General features: G+C 62.9%; 16 protein-coding genes and 1 tRNA gene. 12 read left to right on the top strand and 5 right to left on the bottom strand.

Going from position 1 to position 15,058, the window contains the following annotated elements; all coding sequences use genetic code 11:
- Positions 1–195: 195 nt before the first annotated feature.
- The 6 genes from ABLE85_RS17635 (at position 196) to ABLE85_RS17610 (ending at position 4,990) form a co-directional block, all read left to right on the top strand.
- Positions 196–753: an N-acetyltransferase gene (locus ABLE85_RS17635; protein WP_348794017.1), complete on the top strand. Its 558-nt coding sequence runs from the start codon at positions 196–198 to the stop codon at positions 751–753.
- 25 nt (positions 754–778) lie between these two features.
- Positions 779–1,540, top strand: a complete 762-nt coding sequence (locus tag ABLE85_RS17630) for a 3-hydroxyacyl-CoA dehydrogenase (protein ID WP_348794016.1) — start codon at positions 779–781, stop codon at positions 1,538–1,540.
- A gap of 9 nt (positions 1,541–1,549) precedes the next feature.
- Entirely contained in the window at positions 1,550–2,725 is a 1,176-nt protein-coding gene (locus ABLE85_RS17625; protein ID WP_348794015.1) for a CaiB/BaiF CoA-transferase family protein, read from the top strand.
- Positions 2,726–2,763: 38 nt separating this feature from the next.
- Complete coding sequence (locus ABLE85_RS17620) at positions 2,764–3,543, top strand: HugZ family protein (protein ID WP_348794014.1); 780 nt, start codon at positions 2,764–2,766, stop codon at positions 3,541–3,543.
- Positions 3,544–3,702: 159 nt separating this feature from the next.
- The gene (locus ABLE85_RS17615) at positions 3,703–4,032 is read left to right on the top strand and encodes a metalloregulator ArsR/SmtB family transcription factor (RefSeq protein WP_348794206.1); all 330 of its coding nucleotides are present in this window, start codon (positions 3,703–3,705) and stop codon (positions 4,030–4,032) included.
- Between the two features lie 148 nt (positions 4,033–4,180).
- Complete coding sequence (locus ABLE85_RS17610) at positions 4,181–4,990, top strand: RNA methyltransferase (protein ID WP_348794013.1); 810 nt, start codon at positions 4,181–4,183, stop codon at positions 4,988–4,990.
- On the opposite strand, the gene ABLE85_RS17605 is transcribed toward ABLE85_RS17610, so the two are convergent.
- Both ABLE85_RS17605 and ABLE85_RS17600 read right to left on the bottom strand, forming a co-directional pair.
- Positions 4,979–6,121, bottom strand: a complete 1,143-nt coding sequence (locus ABLE85_RS17605; protein ID WP_348794012.1) for a hypothetical protein — start codon at positions 6,119–6,121, stop codon at positions 4,979–4,981. The two genes, ABLE85_RS17610 and ABLE85_RS17605, sit on opposite strands and share 12 nt — an antisense overlap.
- A gap of 131 nt (positions 6,122–6,252) precedes the next feature.
- Positions 6,253–6,786, bottom strand: coding sequence for an EipA family protein (locus tag ABLE85_RS17600; RefSeq protein ID WP_348794205.1), 534 nt, complete (start codon positions 6,784–6,786; stop codon positions 6,253–6,255).
- 369 nt (positions 6,787–7,155) lie between these two features.
- Here ABLE85_RS17600 and ABLE85_RS17595 point away from each other — a divergent pair, with 369 nt between their 5' ends.
- Both ABLE85_RS17595 and ABLE85_RS17590 read left to right on the top strand, forming a co-directional pair.
- Positions 7,156–7,785, top strand: a complete 630-nt coding sequence (locus tag ABLE85_RS17595) for a histidine phosphotransferase family protein (protein ID WP_348794011.1) — start codon at positions 7,156–7,158, stop codon at positions 7,783–7,785.
- 233 nt (positions 7,786–8,018) lie between these two features.
- Positions 8,019–8,384, top strand: coding sequence for a response regulator (locus ABLE85_RS17590; RefSeq protein WP_348794010.1), 366 nt, complete (start codon positions 8,019–8,021; stop codon positions 8,382–8,384).
- Between the two features lie 85 nt (positions 8,385–8,469).
- On the opposite strand, the gene ctrA is transcribed toward ABLE85_RS17590, so the two are convergent.
- Positions 8,470–9,165, bottom strand: coding sequence for a cell cycle two-component system response regulator CtrA (gene ctrA, locus ABLE85_RS17585; RefSeq protein WP_019173841.1), 696 nt, complete (start codon positions 9,163–9,165; stop codon positions 8,470–8,472).
- A 453-nt stretch (positions 9,166–9,618) separates the two neighbouring features.
- Here ctrA and ABLE85_RS17580 point away from each other — a divergent pair, with 453 nt between their 5' ends.
- Positions 9,619–9,996, top strand: coding sequence for a flagellar export protein FliJ (locus ABLE85_RS17580; RefSeq protein ID WP_348794009.1), 378 nt, complete (start codon positions 9,619–9,621; stop codon positions 9,994–9,996).
- 389 nt (positions 9,997–10,385) lie between these two features.
- On the opposite strand, the gene ABLE85_RS17575 is transcribed toward ABLE85_RS17580, so the two are convergent.
- Positions 10,386–10,661, bottom strand: a complete 276-nt coding sequence (locus ABLE85_RS17575) for a DUF1153 domain-containing protein (protein WP_019173843.1) — start codon at positions 10,659–10,661, stop codon at positions 10,386–10,388.
- A gap of 278 nt (positions 10,662–10,939) precedes the next feature.
- Between ABLE85_RS17575 and mnmA the strand changes: the two genes are divergently transcribed.
- Positions 10,940–12,130 carry a tRNA 2-thiouridine(34) synthase MnmA gene (gene mnmA / locus ABLE85_RS17570; RefSeq protein ID WP_348794008.1) on the top strand — a complete coding sequence of 397 codons (1,191 nt, stop codon included), beginning with the start codon at positions 10,940–10,942 and terminating at the stop codon, positions 12,128–12,130.
- Between the two features lie 117 nt (positions 12,131–12,247).
- Here the strand turns inward: mnmA and ABLE85_RS17565 are convergent, their stop codons facing one another.
- The gene (locus tag ABLE85_RS17565) at positions 12,248–13,201 is read right to left on the bottom strand and encodes a Gfo/Idh/MocA family oxidoreductase (RefSeq protein WP_348794007.1); all 954 of its coding nucleotides are present in this window, start codon (positions 13,199–13,201) and stop codon (positions 12,248–12,250) included.
- A gap of 243 nt (positions 13,202–13,444) precedes the next feature.
- On the opposite strand from ABLE85_RS17565, the gene ABLE85_RS17560 reads away from it, so the two are divergent.
- A tRNA-Met gene (locus ABLE85_RS17560) sits at positions 13,445–13,521 on the top strand.
- A 250-nt stretch (positions 13,522–13,771) separates the two neighbouring features.
- Positions 13,772–14,494, top strand: coding sequence for a hypothetical protein (locus ABLE85_RS17555; protein WP_348794006.1), 723 nt, complete (start codon positions 13,772–13,774; stop codon positions 14,492–14,494).
- The last annotated feature ends 564 nt before the right edge of the window (positions 14,495–15,058 follow it).

Here is a 15,058-nt window from a genome sequence, read left to right as displayed (position 1 = left end):
CGTCAACGCTGGCGCGCTGCTGAAATGTCCGGTGGACGCCAGGCGAAATTGATGGTAGCGGACGTGTCGATGGCAAACGTCTTTGCACATATCCGGTTCGACCGACGACGAATCAGCGCCCGCGCCTGAACAGCGCCGCCTGCGACCGCTGCCATGCGCGGCGTATAGTCTTCCCTCGACCGGACTACAAAGACGATGACTCTTGCCGTGACCTACATGCCGGAACTGCCGGCGCATGACCTCGAAATCGACGCGATCAACGAAGAGGCCTTCGGGCCCGGCCGCTTCACGCGTGCCGCTTACAAGATTCGCGAGGGCGGCCCGCACGACCGCAAGCTTTCCTTCGTGGCCCTGCACGACGGTATCGTCATCGCCTCGGTGCGCATGACCTGGATTGCCGCGGGCGAGGGTCGCGCCCTCCTGCTTGGACCGCTCGCCGTGCGGCCGGCCTTCAAGAATATCGGCATCGGCCGGAAGCTGGTGGCCATGGCCCTTGAAGCGGCTCGCGAAGCCGATGCGCCTTCGGTGGTGCTGGTCGGCGACGAGCCCTATTACGGCCCCCTCGGCTTCAAGAAGATCCCGCACGGCCAGATCACCATGCCACGCCCGGTCGACCCGAACCGGCTGCTGGCGGTCGAAATCCAGTCCGGCGCGGTGGCTGCGCTCGCCGGCGATGTCTGCCATGCCTATCTCATCGACGGCGCGCCACAGGCCCTGCCCGGTTGCACGCTCGCGCAAGCATCCGTAGCATGACATAAACAGCCGGAGAGGAGCCGCCATGAACCCCAAGGACCAGATCGCAATCGTTACTGGCGGCGGCTCGGGTCTCGGGGAGGCCACCGCACGGGCGCTCGCCGCGCACGGGGTCAAGGTCGGCGTTCTGGACATCGGAATCGACCGCGCCCAGAAGGTGGCCGCCGATATCGACGGCGTGGCGGTCAAATGCGACGTGGCCAGTGCCGAGGGCGCGGAGAGCGCCATCGCGGAGGTCGTCGAGAAGCTCGGCACGCCACGCATCCTGGTCAATTGTGCCGGCATCGCGGTCGGCATGAAGACCGTGGGCAAGGAGGGGCCGCACCCGCTTGACGTCTACCGCACGGTGATCGAGGTCAACCTACTCGGCACCTTCAACATGATCCGCCTTGCGGCCGACCGCATGGCCAAGCTCGACCCGCTTGCCGGCGGCGAGCGCGGCGTGATCGTCAACACCGCATCCGTGGCGGCCTTTGATGGGCAGATCGGCCAGGCCGCCTACTCGGCGTCCAAGGGCGGCGTGGTCAGCATGACGCTGCCGATCGCGCGCGATCTCTCGCGCTCCGGAATCCGCGTGGTGACCATCGCGCCCGGCATCTTCAAGACCCCGATGATGGCGGCCATGCCTCCGGAAGTACAGGAATCGCTGGGCGCGGCCGTGCCCTTCCCGCCTCGCCTCGGCGAGCCGTCCGAATATGCCGCACTCGCCCTGCACATCATCGAGAACCAGATGCTGAACGGCGAGACGATCCGGCTCGACGGGGCGATCCGCATGCCGCCGAGATAAGGCTCGGCCATGGATGCCGCGCCGGCCGATCGCGACAGAAAGGGGCCGCTTGCCGGCCTGACGGTCGTGGAGCTAGCCGGGCTGGGCCCCGTGCCGCTGGCCGGGCTGATGCTGGCGGAGATGGGCGCGCGTGTCGTCCGCATCGAGCGGCCGACCAACGACCGCGCTTTCCTGCGCCTGCCGCCGCAATACGATCTCGACCGCCACGGCCGCGAAATCCTGACCGTCGACCTCAAGCGCCCCGAAGGCGCGGAGCTCGTGCTGCGGCTCATTGAACGCGCCGACGCCCTGATCGAGGGCTTTCGGCCCGGAGTCATGGAGCGTCTCGGTCTCGGACCGGAGATCGCCTGTGCGCGCAATCCCGGCCTGATCTACGGCCGTCTGACCGGTTACGGCCAGACCGGACCGCTGGCCCCGCGTGCCGGCCACGACCTCACCTATCTCGCTTATTCCGGCGCGCTCCACGCCATCGGGCACAAGGACAGCAGGCCGGTTCCGCCGCTCAACCTCGTCGCGGACTACGGCGGCGGCACGATGATGCTGATTTCGGGCCTGCTTGCAGCCTTGTTCGAGCGATCCCGCTCCGGCACGGGGCAAGTCATCGACGCGTCGATGGTCGAGGGCGCCTCTATGCTCGCCGCCCCCTATTTCGGCTTCATGGCGGCCGGCATCTGGCGAGAGCGTCGCGGCGACAACCTGCTCGATTCCGGAACGCCCTTCTATGACACCTACGAGACCGCCGACAGCCGCCATATTGCCGTGGCATGCCTCGAGCCGCACTTCTTCGCCGAATTCGCACGTCTTCTGCCACTCGACGCACGTTTCGTGGCGGCGCAATATGACAGAAACGTCTGGGATGACATGCGTGCGGCCATAGCCGAACAAGTTGCACGCAAGAGCCGCGACGAGTGGACGGCCATCTTCGAAGGCACGGAAGCGTGCGTTGCGCCTGTATTGTCATTTAGCGAGGCAGCGAGCCACCCGCATAGCCAGGCCCGGGAAGGCCATGTCGACGCGGGCGGCTTCATGCGTCCCCGGCCCGCGCCGCGCTTTTCGCGTACCACCACGGAACCCTCGTGCGCGCCATCCGGCGGGGCCTGCGACGCCGGATCGATCCTTGCCCGCTTCGGCATTTCCGAAGCCGAAGCGGCGGCACTTGCCAAGGACGGTATTGTCGGCAAATAAGTGGACAATATTTGTCATAATTTAATGAGGGCAAGCTCATGGTAAGCGTCGAGAAGAAGAAGGACGGCGTCCTGGAAACCACCCCGGAGGCGATCACGCTCGGCAAGACGCTGCTGCGCACCGCGCGCCATGGCGCCATCGCGGTGCTGGACCCGCAGACCGGTGCTCCGCTGGCAAGCCGGGTCGGTACCGCCAACGATATGGACGGCACGCCGCTGATTCTCATTTCCGGGCTTGCCGCCCACACCCCGGCGCTGCTTGTCGATCCGCGCTGCTCGCTGTTGCTCGGTGAGGCCGGCAAGGGCGATCCGCTGGCGCATCCGCGCATTTCGCTCTCTTGTCGCGCGGTAAGACTGGAACGTGGCACGCCCGAGCACGAGCGTGCGCAGCGCCGCTACCTGAACCGCAACCCGAAGGCGCAGCTCTATGTCGGCCTGGGCGATTTCTCGTTCTTCAGGCTGGAGGTGCAGGGCGCCAGCCTGAACGGTGGCTTCGGGCGCGCCTACAACCTCACCCGAGCCGACCTGATCACCGAAAGCCCGGCGCTTGCAGCGCTCGCCGACAGCGAGCAGTCGGCGCTTGACCACATGAACGCCGACCATCGCGACGCTATCGACGCCTATGCTCGCCACTTCGCCGGGGCCACCGGCAACGGCTGGACGCTGACCGGGCTCGACCCGGAGGGGATGGACATTGCCTCGGGTGACACAATCAGGCGGATATTTTTCCCGCACAAGTTGACGGATGCGGGAGAATTGAGAAAGATGCTGGTCGACATGGCCAAGGTCGGACGGGACACACAACGACCTCAGGCGTGATTTGATTTTCTCTCCAGTTCGGTGCAGACACCGGAGCGATTGGTGGGACTGTTTTAGGCCGCTTGGGGCGATGCATTACGCGCCCCACGCAGCAAGTAATTGGAACTGGACGACGTTATAGCCCCCGTAACGTTGAGAGGGAGCGTTTGCAGGGGACCGATGGTTTCTAGGCTACTTATTGAAAATGCCGGCGCGGCAGCGACGATGCTGGCTTTGTTGGGAAATGAAAAGCGTCTGGTCATCATCAGCCATCTGCTGCTTGAAGGCGAGATGTCGGTAGGTGCCATCGCCGAAAAGGTCGAACTCAGCCAGTCGGCGTTGTCGCAGCATCTGGCGAAACTGCGCAGCATCGACCTGGTCGAAACCCGCCGCGACCGGCAGATGATCTACTATTCCTGCAATTCCGAAGCGGTTCGCCGGCTGGTCGGGACGCTGAGCGGCATCTTCGCCGAAGCCCCAAGTGAAGAGTGCCAGTTGGTTCCAGGGTAGAGGCGTTCACATTCCTCCGGTCATGCGGTGACCGGATTGGGATAGACGCCCCCTGGCAGCGACCGCGTTGTGCGGCAAGGCTTGACCTGGTGACCGGTCCGGCCTTTAACGGCGCCCATCCATCCACCGACCGCCGGGGCCTCCAGCAATGCAACCTATACGCATAGACGACCCGGCCGACCCACGCGTCGCCGCCTATATGGACATCCGCGAACGCGACCTCGCCGGGCGGCAGGGCCGCTTCGTCGCCGAGGGCAAGGTTGTGCTCAACGTGCTGTTTTCGGCCCGCCGCTTCGAGGCCGAATCGGTTCTGTTGCTGGAAAACCGGGTGGCAGGCATGGCCGATACCTTGCGACTTGCCCCCGCCGACCTGCCCATCTACGTCGCCTCCGGCGAAGTGCTCGACCGGATCGCAGGCTTCCACATGCATCGCGGCGTGCTGGCGATCGGCCGCAAGCGGTCGCCCGAGACGGTCGAGGCGGTGCTAGCTCCCCTGCCCCAGCGCGCCTTGGTGGTGGTGCTGGTGGGGATTGCCAACCATGACAATATGGGCGCGATCTTTCGCAACGCGGCTGCCTTCGGCGCCGATGCCGTCCTGCTGGACGAAACCTGCTGCGACCCGCTCTATCGCAAGGCCATTCGCGTTTCGGTGGGAGCCGCACTGAAAGTTCCCTTCGCCGCGGCAAACCAGGTCACACTGCTGGAAACGCTCGCCGCCCACGGTTTCGAGCAGATCGCCCTGTCGCCGCAAGGAACCTCGGATTGTCGAGACGTGGCCCGGCCGGACAGGCTGGCGCTTTATTTCGGCACGGAAGGCGATGGTTTGCCCGCTCCCCTGCTCGATCGCCTGAAAACGGTACGGATTGGCATGGCGAGGGGTTTTGACAGCCTCAACGTCGCCGCAGCGTCAGCGATCACCCTCCATCACTTCGCCGACAGAGTGCCTTCAGTCGGGTGACGCGGCCTTCCGCAGCGCGCGCACACGGTCCGCCAGGCTGACCGGCCTTGCCGCGCCATCGATTTCGCGCGGACCGGCTGTCTCCAGGGCCTTGATGATCGGCGAGTCCGGTCCTTCCAGCGCCGCGGTCAGGCTGATGACCTGCGCGGCAAGTTCGTTCATCTGCTCGCGAAGCAGCGCTCCGTCGTTTTCGGCCCCGTCGCCACCGCCCGAGAATCCGGCGGCCTGTTCCTTCGCCTTCAGCCGCTTGTTTTCGCGAGCCAGCGCCGCCAGGCGCTCCTCCAGCCTCTCGCGATCGGCCGAGAGCTCTGCCAGCGACTGCTCGATCCCTGCTTCCGCCGCCCCCGCCACTGAGGCGGCGGCGCCTACCGCGGTGTCTTCAAACCGTGGCCCCCGTCCTTTTTCGGGGCGCTTCAGCCTGTCTTCGCGATCGGCGAGCCTGGCGGTAAGCTGTGTGACCTTCTTGTCCAAATCGTTTGCCCGCTTCCGTTCCGTCTTCATCTCGTCGCGCGCGGTCCTGGTTTCGAGTGCCTGAGCCCGCGCGCGCGCTTCGGCGTCCTTCCGTTGTGCGCGGAGTTGCTGCACGGTGCCGGTGAGCCTTTCGATCTCGCCCTCGCGCGCCACCAGTTCTATCTGGCGGGTGCTGGCGGTGAAGCTCGCCTCGTCATACATGGCGCCGAGCTGCGCAAGCGCCTCGGCATTCGTGTTTTCCGCCTTTTCGGCTTCAGCCAGGCTGGCGGAAAGGCGCTGCATTTCTTCCTGCTGTCGTGCGAAATCGGCCTGCACCGTGCCGATCTGGGCTTCCAGCGCCGCGATCATCTTGGCTTTCTCGTCGCCCGCAGCGTTGAGCGCCTTGATGTCCTCAAGGCCGCGGCTGATCTCGACAAGCTGCGTCAGCGCCTTTTCACGCAGGGATGACACGCTCATCTCCAGCCGCCTGATCGACATCGCCGCTTCGGCGCGGATGTGATCCTTGTCGGCCTGTATCTCGGCCGGCGTCAGCGGCATGGAAGCCTCGATGCGCCGTCGGGTCAGCCTGGCCGCGCGCCGCAGGGCAACCGGCGCGATCAGCATCGCGATGAAGCCCGCACAAAGGAAGCCGAGGATAAAGAACAGGATCGACTGAATCACGTTTCACTATCCGTTACGAGCGCCGACGGGCCCGACTTCCGCCGCTTCTGCCACAGGCCTGCGGCAGGAGCAACGCGCAACGCGGGACGCCGTTCCGCCAGACCGCCCTCAAGGCGGCCCGGCTGACACTGTCAGAACGGATTCCAGGTCGCCTGCTGTGTAAGCTTGAGGTAACCGAGATTAACCCCCAGCCGCGCGCCTACGCCGGTTCGCACCGGCACAAGCAGCATGTTGCCGTTGCGGAGCACGTTGAAGCCGACGCCGGCAATGACATAGGCCGAGCCGGAAACGCCGCCGAAGCGATCATAGAGGTTCGACACGTCGTCCAGATTGTAGACGAGCATCATCGACCGCGAGCCTTGGCCGCCGAAGTCCCAGCCCAGCGAGGGGCCTTGCCAGTACACTTTGTGGTCGCCGGCATTCTTGGTGTAGAGCGTACCCTCACCATAGGTCAGGCCGCCGATGAGGGCGCCAGAGCCCTCCTCGCCCAGGATGTAACCGTTCGGCAGGCCGTAGGAGGAGAAGATCTTCTCGATCGCCGAGGCTAAGCCGCCGGAGGTGGCTCCGAAGAAGCGATGGCCCGAATCGACGATCTCCTGCGCCGAATATTCCTGCGCCCGAGACGCCGATGATGAGAAAGCGAGGATGCTCGACAATGCGATCATCATTGCGATCAACCGGAACCAGATCCGGTCGTAAATTCTGAATTTCATACTTCTAAATCTCCGTCCGCGAGCACACTCGCCGACGCCTCTGCCAGCGCGGCTCTTAGACGGCCGCTTCCAGGATCGCTAATCTCGCAAATTATGCCGTAATCCTTTTTCAACCATTAAGCTCGCCCATGAAGAAGGTGGAACGAAGGCAAACGCGGCATCCTCCGTCCTCTGGCTGGGGCTAATGAACGCTCTCGGTCGGCGAGCGGGAACTCCCCCCGTCTACACGCAGGCTGTATCATGCAGTTTGAGATGATTCGCTCGGGCTGGCGCGGTAAGTCGACCGGTGCCGAGTTTGTTTATTTTTTGGGGACCCTTTCCATGGCTGACATTTTCGCCCTGTCCGCGCCCGATCTCGCAGCGCTGCTGTGCAGCCGGGTGTGCCACGACATCATCTCACCGGTTGGCGCGATCAACAACGGGCTGGAACTTCTGGACGAAGGCGGGGCCGACGAAGACGCCATGAACCTTATCCGCACCAGCGCCCGCAACGCCTCGGCGCGGCTGCAGTTTGCCCGCATCGCCTTCGGCGCCGCTGGCTCGGCCGGCATGCTGATCGATACCGGCGATGCAGAGACGGTGGCCACCGCTTTCCTCAAGAATGAAAAGCCGGAGCTCGCCTGGACCGGGCGCCGCGCACTCCTGCCCAAGAACAAGGTCAAGCTGCTGCTCAACATGATTCTGGTGGCCAATGCCGCAATCCCTCGCGGCGGCAAGATCGATGTGAAGCTGGACGACGTGGAGACCGAGCCGAAGTTCGCCATTGCAGCCAGTGGCCCCATGCTGCGCGTGCCGCCCAAGTTCCTTGAACTCCACTCCGGCCACCAGCCGGAAGAGGCGGTCGATGCGCATTCCATCCAGCCCTACTACACGCTGCTCTTGGCCCGCGAGGCCGGCATGGAGATCTCGATCCACGCGACCCCGGAAGAGATCACCTTCACCGCGGCCTAAGCCACCCGACGCAGGCCGGAAGCGACCAGACGATCCCAAACGAGCCCTCGTCCCGACGAGGGCTTTTTTGTGCCGAGGCACCTGCGCGTTCCCCTCAGGCCCGGGCCGCCGGCGCAAATGTCCCATTTTACGAAAATTTTACCCAACGGATTTCCCGCTTCTTTACGACGCGGGCTCTACATTGCCGCCATCGCACTGCGATTCCGGCTCGATTGGGGGAAAGCATGGGGCACATGAAACGTTGTCTGTTCGTTGACGATTCGAGCGTCGTCCGGAAGGTCGCCAGGCGAATTCTGGCCGGTCCTGACCTTCAGGTGATCGAAGCTGCCAACGGCTCCGAGGCACTCGAAATGTGCAGCGGAGAGATGCCCGACATTATCGTGGTGGACGGCGCCCTGCCCGACATGGCGAGCGACGACGTCATCCGGCGCATCCGCGCCATCCCGAGTCCGGTCAAGCCGAAGATCGCGATCTGTCTTGTCGAGGTCGACGTGGGCGCCATCATGCGCGCCAAGCGCGCCGGCGCACAGGACTATCTGCTCAAACCCTTCAACCGCTCTCAGCTGCTGGAGCGTTTCCGCAACCTGGAAGCCGCCTGACGGGCGGCCACCCAGCCCAAAAACGCAAAGACCCGGCAAAGCCGGGCCTAGCGAGGGGAAAGTTCTCGATCGAAGATCGCCGTAGTCAGGCGCTTTCGCGGATTTCTTCCGGCTCACGCAGCACGTAGCCGCGGCCCCAGACCGTCTCGATGTAGTTCTGGCCGCCAGAAGCCGTGTCGAGCTTCTTGCGCAGCTTGCAGATGAAGACGTCGATGATCTTCAGCTCGGGCTCGTCCATGCCGCCATAGAGGTGGTTCAGGAACATTTCCTTGGTCAGCGTCGTGCCCTTGCGCAGCGAGAGCAGCTCCAGCATCTGGTATTCCTTGCCGGTCAGATGCACGCGCTGGCCGCCGACCTCGACGGTCTTGGCGTCGAGATTGACGATGAGATCGCCAGTGGTGATGACCGACTGGGCATGCCCCTTCGAGCGCCGCACGATGGCGTGGATACGTGCGACGAGCTCGTCCTTGTGGAACGGCTTCGTCATGTAGTCGTCGGCACCAAAGCCGAGGCCGCGCACCTTGTCCTCGATGCCGGCCATGCCGGACAGGATGAGGATCGGCGTCTTGACCTTCGACAGGCGCAACGTGCGAAGCACCTCATAACCCGACATGTCGGGCAGGTTCAGGTCGAGGAGAATGATATCGTAGTCGTAGAGTTTGCCGAGATCGACGCCCTCTTCACCGAGATCCGTCGTGTAGACGTTGAAACTCTCCGATTTCAGCATCAGCTCGATGCTCTGTGCGGTCGCACTATCGTCTTCAATCAGCAGAACACGCATTTCAATCCCCTTTTCTGCCGCCAGACCGTTTCGCCCAACCATCCGGAACCGGGGCAGTGATTGCCTGGCCAACAGGCTGCCATCGAATGGTTAACAAAACCTAATTTCGCTTCGTAAGCCATATCAGATTTTTTAACCTTTGGATACACCCTCTTGAATCTAATAATGAATCTCGATCCAGATTCCTAACGCATCACCTTAACACTCGGCAATAAGCGATTCTTTTGATTCCGCTCGAGTTCATTAGCTTTCGAAGCCGAATTTTTACCGCCCCTTAAGTCCTGGCCCGTATGATTAACAATGCCCGTAAACGAATGGTTACCGACGCGAAAAATGTTTAGGACTTTGTTTCCTATGGCGCCGGCCAGCCGGAGCCTTCGCGGACGGTCGGGCCTGCCGGGGACTAGAGAAGCGGCTTGAGTGGAGTGTGTGCGTGCGCCGGAGTATCGAATCATGAAGTCACGTGAGAACCTCGTTAGGCTGAAGCAGTTCCAGGTGAACGAGAAACGCCGTCAACTGATGCAACTCGAAACGATGATCGCCGAGTTCGACCGGATGGCCAACGAACTCGAGCTTCAGATTGCCGCCGAAGAAAAGAAGGCCGGAATCACCGATATCAACCATTTCGCCTATCCGACCTTTGCCAAAGCGGCACGCCTACGTCGCGACAATCTCAAGAATTCGCAGTCCGACTTGATGCAGCAGAAGGCCGCTGCCGAATCATTACTCAGCGAAGCTGAAGCGGAGCTTTCCAAGGCGGAGTTGCTGGAATCGCGCGACGGCAAGAGCCGTGATGTGGCCGTCGTCGGCCGTAGTGCCATGATCGGCTGACGAGGAAGTGATCCGGCGCCCGCCAACCCCGGATCGCCATCACTGATTTTTCGCGGGACCCTTCCGCACCCGCCTCCTGGTGGCCGCTATGAAAGCTGGCCGCCCGCGCCCAAGAGCCGGTATCGGCCCGCTGCTATATATTGCCGGGAAAAGGCCAAGGGGCGTGCTGGATGACACGCCTATCCATCACGGCGGATCATAATCCCCACAGAAGACAGCTTAGCCAAGCGTAGAAGCCCCCGGCGCCGAAGAGGCAGTCCGTCGGCTTACGGTTTGAGCGTCTCTAGTCGCTCAACGAAAACGGCCGGCCCCTGTGGGGGTCCGGCCGGATCGGTCTTTTCACGCATTTTTGCCGCCCGGAAGGCCAAAGACCACCCGGAAGCGTCAGCCTAATGCCGATATTGCTGGATGCGCGTGGTGCGCAGGCCAGCAAGGCCATATTCGTCGATGGAGGCCTGCCAGGAAAGGAATTCCTCGGTGGTCAGCTTGTAGCGCTGGCACGCCTCGTCGAGGCTAAGCAGACCGCCTCTGACGGCGGCTACGACCTCGGCCTTGCGCCGAATGACCCAGCGCCTGGTGTTAGACGGTGGAAGATCGGCAATCGTAAGCGGGCTGCCGTCAGGCCCAATAACATATTTGACACGCGGTCTAACCAGATCGGTCATAGTACTCTCTACACAAAACTCAAAGACCCAATCGGAACCACATTACCGCCGCAGCTTTAAAAATTGCCTAAACGCGCGGTAAGCCTTGAGTAATGATCGTAAACTTCTTGTTCACCATAAATTCCGCGGCAAACCAGGGGCCACCGATGCGGGAGAAGATGAACGGATGGAGCCTCCGCGCCCGCAAGCCTTGCCAATGGTGGTACTTTGCCCACGCTTGACCTATATTCCGCGCATTGGCATGACACGCCCGAAACATTGAAACGGACCAACTTCCGATGAACAGCCTGGACCTGCCCGGACGGCCTGAAGACACCCGCGTCGTGGTTGCGATGTCGGGCGGCGTCGATTCCTCCGTCGTCGCCGGGATATTGAAGCGCGAAGGCTATGACGTCGTGGGCGTGACGCTGCAGCTTTACGACCATGGCGCCGCCACCCATCGCGTGGGCTCCTGCTGCGCAGGACAGGACATCGATGACGCGCGCCGGGTGTCCGAGACGCTGGGCATCCCCCACTATGTGCTCAATTACGAAGAGCGCTTCCGCAAGGCCGTCATCGACCCGTTCGCCGCAAGCTACATGTCGGGCGAGACGCCCATTCCGTGCGTCTCCTGCAACCAGACGGTCAAGTTCGCCGACCTGCTGGAGACTGCGCGCGAACTCGGCGCAGACGCCCTGGCCACCGGCCACTACATCCGCAGCCGCGCCAACGGCGCGCACCGCGCGCTCTACCGTCCGGTCGATGCCGACCGCGACCAGAGCTATTTCCTGTTTGCCACCACGCAAGAGCAGATCGACTATCTGCGCTTCCCGCTCGGCGGCATGTCGAAGCCGGCAGTGCGCGCCATTGCCGAGGAGATGGGCCTGTCGGTTGCCAACAAGCATGACAGCCAGGACATCTGCTTCGTGCCGCAGGGCAAATATTCCGACATCATCGCCAAGCTGAAGCCTTCGGCCGCGACGCCGGGCGACATCGTCCACATCGACGGTCGCGTGCTGGGCAAGCACGAGGGCATCCTGCGCTATACCATCGGCCAGCGGCGCGGCATCGGCATCGCCTCGGGCGAGCCGCTTTATGTCGTGCACCTCGACGCCGAGCACGCCCGAGTCATCGTCGGCCCGCGCGAGGCGCTGGAGACGCACAAGGTCTATCTGCGCAACATGAACTGGCTGGGCGACTCACCACTGAGCGAGATCGCGCCGGAAGGCGTGGAGCTTTTCGCCAAGGTGCGCTCGACGCGCCCCCCTCGCCCGGCAATGCTGCACAATCGCGACGGCGTCACCTGGGTCGAACTCGGCGATGGCGAATCCGGCATCGCTCCCGGACAGGCCTGCGTCCTCTACGAGGATGACGGCAATGACGCGCGGGTGCTGGGCGGCGGCTTCATCGAGCGTTCCGAGCGCGGCGCCGAGGCCGAGGCAATGCTGTCGAAGCTCGCGGCAACGCCCGGCCCGGTCGCGGCCGAATAGGCCTGCAGCACTGCAAGCGGAAGCTGCGCCCGACACCACGCGCGGCAGCTCCGATTTGATTCCATCCCGTTTTTTTGAAATCGCAGTCGCAGCGCGCCTGTGGCCGGTTGCGTCTTCTCAGTCGTGGCCGACGGAACCGGCCGTCAGGATGCTCAGCACCGTGATGGCCTCTTCTCCGCTGGTTCGCGGCGTCTCACGCGTCTGGATGCAGGAGATGAAATGCTCCAGCTCCCGCGTCAGCGGCATGCCTTCGCCGACCGGGACATAGGTCGGCTCGTTGGTGGTGAAGGCCCACTGGCCGCTGTCCTGCCATACGGCATGACGATAGACGGCAAGCTTGCGCTCCCACGGCTCGACGTCGTCGAACACCGCCATCGCCTTGTTGCCGACGACCGTCAGCCGCCGCTCCCGATAGGGATTGAGACGCGAGGCGAACAGATGGCTGCGCAAGCCGTTGGGGAAGCGCATGTGCAGATGCGCGAAATCGCTGAGATGGTCGAGGATCGCCGCCCCCTCGCCGCGGATCTCGACCGGCGCCGAACCGGTGATCGCCAGGATCATCGACAGGTCGTGCGGAGCCAGGTCCCACAGGGCATCGTTTTCCGTATGGAACTTGCCGAGACCCAGGCGGTGCGAATGGATGTATTTCACCTCGCCGAGCTCGCCGTTGTCGATCAGTTCCTTCAGCTTCTCGAAGGCGGGGTGGAAACGCAGCACATGGCCGACCATGAAGACACGGCCATTGGCCTCGGCCGCGGCCACGGCGCGCTCGGCATCGGCCACGGTGAGTGCGATAGGCTTTTCGACCAGCACATCCTTGCCGCTCTCGATCGCCTTGATCGCCGTCTCGGCGTGAAACTGCGGCGGCAGCGCCATGACGATGGCATCAATGTCGGGGCGTGCAAACAGCGCGTCGGGCTCGATCGCGAGACACTCCTGCTCGCTGGCAAACCCTTCGGCGCGCGCGCGGTTGGCGTCGGAAACCGCATGGAGGGCGCCGAGCGCCTTGAGGGTACGGATATGGTTCGAGCCCCAATATCCACAGCCCAGGACAGCAATTCGCGGTTTCATCGATCTTTTTTTGAACTCAAGAGACAGGTGGCGGAGACATAACTGTGCGCCGGTTCGAACTCAACCCCGCCCGTCCTGCCAAATTGGTGAACCGGCTCCGCTTCTGCCGCAACAAATCGTCAATCCGACACTAAGTTAGCTGCTTGACAGGTCGGGCGCTGCAACCTTATATCCGCCCAGCCTTAGCGAAGCGCTTCGAAATGACCTGCCGGTCTCGGCGGATTTCAAGCTTTCTGCTGCGGGGGCGGAGTAGCTCAGTTGGTTAGAGCAGAGGAATCATAATCCTTGTGTCGGGGGTTCAAATCCCTCCTCCGCTACCATCACGTCAGCCCCCAGTGGTTTGTCGTCCTGCTGTAGGAATGGAACTAGGCTGGCCTCCACCTTGATCGTCAGCCGCCTGTTATCTTCGCGATAGAGCGTGATCGAGCGGATCAGTTCGCGCACAATCGGGCCAAGCTCCCCCATGTCATCCAGCAAGTGAAGCGTGGCTTCCAGCCTCGCCCGCGTCCGATGCTGCGGATCGGCGCTGCGCGAAGTGAGTTTGTCGGCGAACGCCTTGATGGTGGTCGCATGCAGGATGACATTGCTGCCCTTGGGCAGGCGGGCAAGCTCCTGCTTGAGTTCGTCCCTCTCCCGGCCTTGTGCTTTCATTCGGGCGTCGATGGCGTCCTGATCCCCCATGCCTGTCATGAGCAGGTCCAAAAGCCGGTCATTGTCCTTCGCGATGGCGGCTATGCGGGCTTCGATCTCGGCACGGCGGCGATTCTCGTGCACGTCCTGTTCGATGCGGCCCTTGACGTAGCGTTCGGCGTAGACCTTGATCTGGTCGGGACTGGCAAGCTCCTTCGTCAGGCTGCTGATAACCAGTTCCTCCACGTCAGCGAGATAGAAAGTCTTCGGGTCTGGGCAGGCTCCGCTATTGGTGTGGGCGGAACAGCGAAGGCGCGTCCTGCCCGACTTGTCCACGCCCGCCACGGCCATGCCAGAGCCGCAGGCACCACACTTCAGCAAGCCGGAGAGAAGCCGTTTGGGCCGATTGTTGCCTCTGATAGGTCCGCCCTTTGCCGTCTGCGCACGTCCGGCGATTTGCGCCTGTACGGCGTCGAAAAGCTCATCCGGGACGATGCGCAGCTCGGGAGCATCGGCGGTCTTCCATTCGCCCTCGGGATTTGGGCGGGAGACACGCTTGCCGGTGCTCGGGTCTTTCACCATCTGCACCTTGCCCCACACGATGCGACCCACATAGATGGGATTGCGCAACATGCCGGTGCCACGGGATGCGAAGCCGTATAACGCCGATGGTGCCCACAGCTTGCCGCGCGGCGGCTTTACGAACTCCGCGTTGAGCCGCTTGCATATCGCCTTCGGGGAGACGCCCTTGGCGTAGTCCTCGAAAATGCGGACAACTATGGCGGCCTCTTGCTGCACAATGATCGGCTTGCCGCGATTGGCGGGGTCGGGCTTGTAGCCATAGGCTTTGCCGCCAGCCGAAAGGCCCTGCTTGATGAGGCCGGTCATGCCGCGCCTGACCTTGTGCACGTTTTCCTCGCGGAACATTTGAGCAAACATCGCCCGCATGCCGACTGTAAGCGTTGTGGCCACTCCCCCGTGGACTTCAATGATCTTGCAGCCAATGAAGGATAGCCGTTTAAACAGGCCAGCCGCGTCTTCCATATCGCGGGACAGACGATCCATGTGTTCAACGATGATGACATCGAACTGTCTCAAATGCGCGGCTTGGACCATCCGTTGCAACTCGTGCCGACCATGCAGCGAAGCGCCCGAAATAGCCTTGTCGGCATAGGTGGCGACAATCTCGAACCCCTCACGCTTGGCGAAGTCGCGGCATAGGTCAAG

Source organism: Mesorhizobium sp. KR1-2 (assembly GCF_040045035.1).
GTDB lineage: Bacteria > Pseudomonadota > Alphaproteobacteria > Rhizobiales > Rhizobiaceae > Pseudaminobacter.
The sequence above is the reverse complement of the archived record's forward strand: the minus strand, read 5'-3'. Positions and strand labels throughout refer to the sequence as shown.

Coding starts and splice junctions, on each gene's coding strand:
- ABLE85_RS17635 (WP_348794017.1), top strand. CDS start 196: ATGACTCTTGCCGTGACCTACATGCCGGAACTGCCGGCGCATGACCTC.
- ABLE85_RS17630 (WP_348794016.1), top strand. CDS start 779: ATGAACCCCAAGGACCAGATCGCAATCGTTACTGGCGGCGGCTCGGGT.
- ABLE85_RS17625 (WP_348794015.1), top strand. CDS start 1,550: ATGGATGCCGCGCCGGCCGATCGCGACAGAAAGGGGCCGCTTGCCGGC.
- ABLE85_RS17620 (WP_348794014.1), top strand. CDS start 2,764: ATGGTAAGCGTCGAGAAGAAGAAGGACGGCGTCCTGGAAACCACCCCG.
- ABLE85_RS17615 (WP_348794206.1), top strand. CDS start 3,703: ATGGTTTCTAGGCTACTTATTGAAAATGCCGGCGCGGCAGCGACGATG.
- ABLE85_RS17610 (WP_348794013.1), top strand. CDS start 4,181: ATGCAACCTATACGCATAGACGACCCGGCCGACCCACGCGTCGCCGCC.
- ABLE85_RS17600 (WP_348794205.1), bottom strand. CDS start 6,786: ATGATCGCATTGTCGAGCATCCTCGCTTTCTCATCATCGGCGTCTCGG.
- ABLE85_RS17595 (WP_348794011.1), top strand. CDS start 7,156: ATGGCTGACATTTTCGCCCTGTCCGCGCCCGATCTCGCAGCGCTGCTG.
- ABLE85_RS17590 (WP_348794010.1), top strand. CDS start 8,019: ATGAAACGTTGTCTGTTCGTTGACGATTCGAGCGTCGTCCGGAAGGTC.
- ctrA (WP_019173841.1), bottom strand. CDS start 9,165: ATGCGTGTTCTGCTGATTGAAGACGATAGTGCGACCGCACAGAGCATC.
- ABLE85_RS17580 (WP_348794009.1), top strand. CDS start 9,619: ATGAAGTCACGTGAGAACCTCGTTAGGCTGAAGCAGTTCCAGGTGAAC.
- ABLE85_RS17575 (WP_019173843.1), bottom strand. CDS start 10,661: ATGACCGATCTGGTTAGACCGCGTGTCAAATATGTTATTGGGCCTGAC.
- mnmA (WP_348794008.1), top strand. CDS start 10,940: ATGAACAGCCTGGACCTGCCCGGACGGCCTGAAGACACCCGCGTCGTG.
- ABLE85_RS17565 (WP_348794007.1), bottom strand. CDS start 13,201: ATGAAACCGCGAATTGCTGTCCTGGGCTGTGGATATTGGGGCTCGAAC.
- ABLE85_RS17555 (WP_348794006.1), top strand. CDS start 13,772: ATGCAGGATGACATTGCTGCCCTTGGGCAGGCGGGCAAGCTCCTGCTT.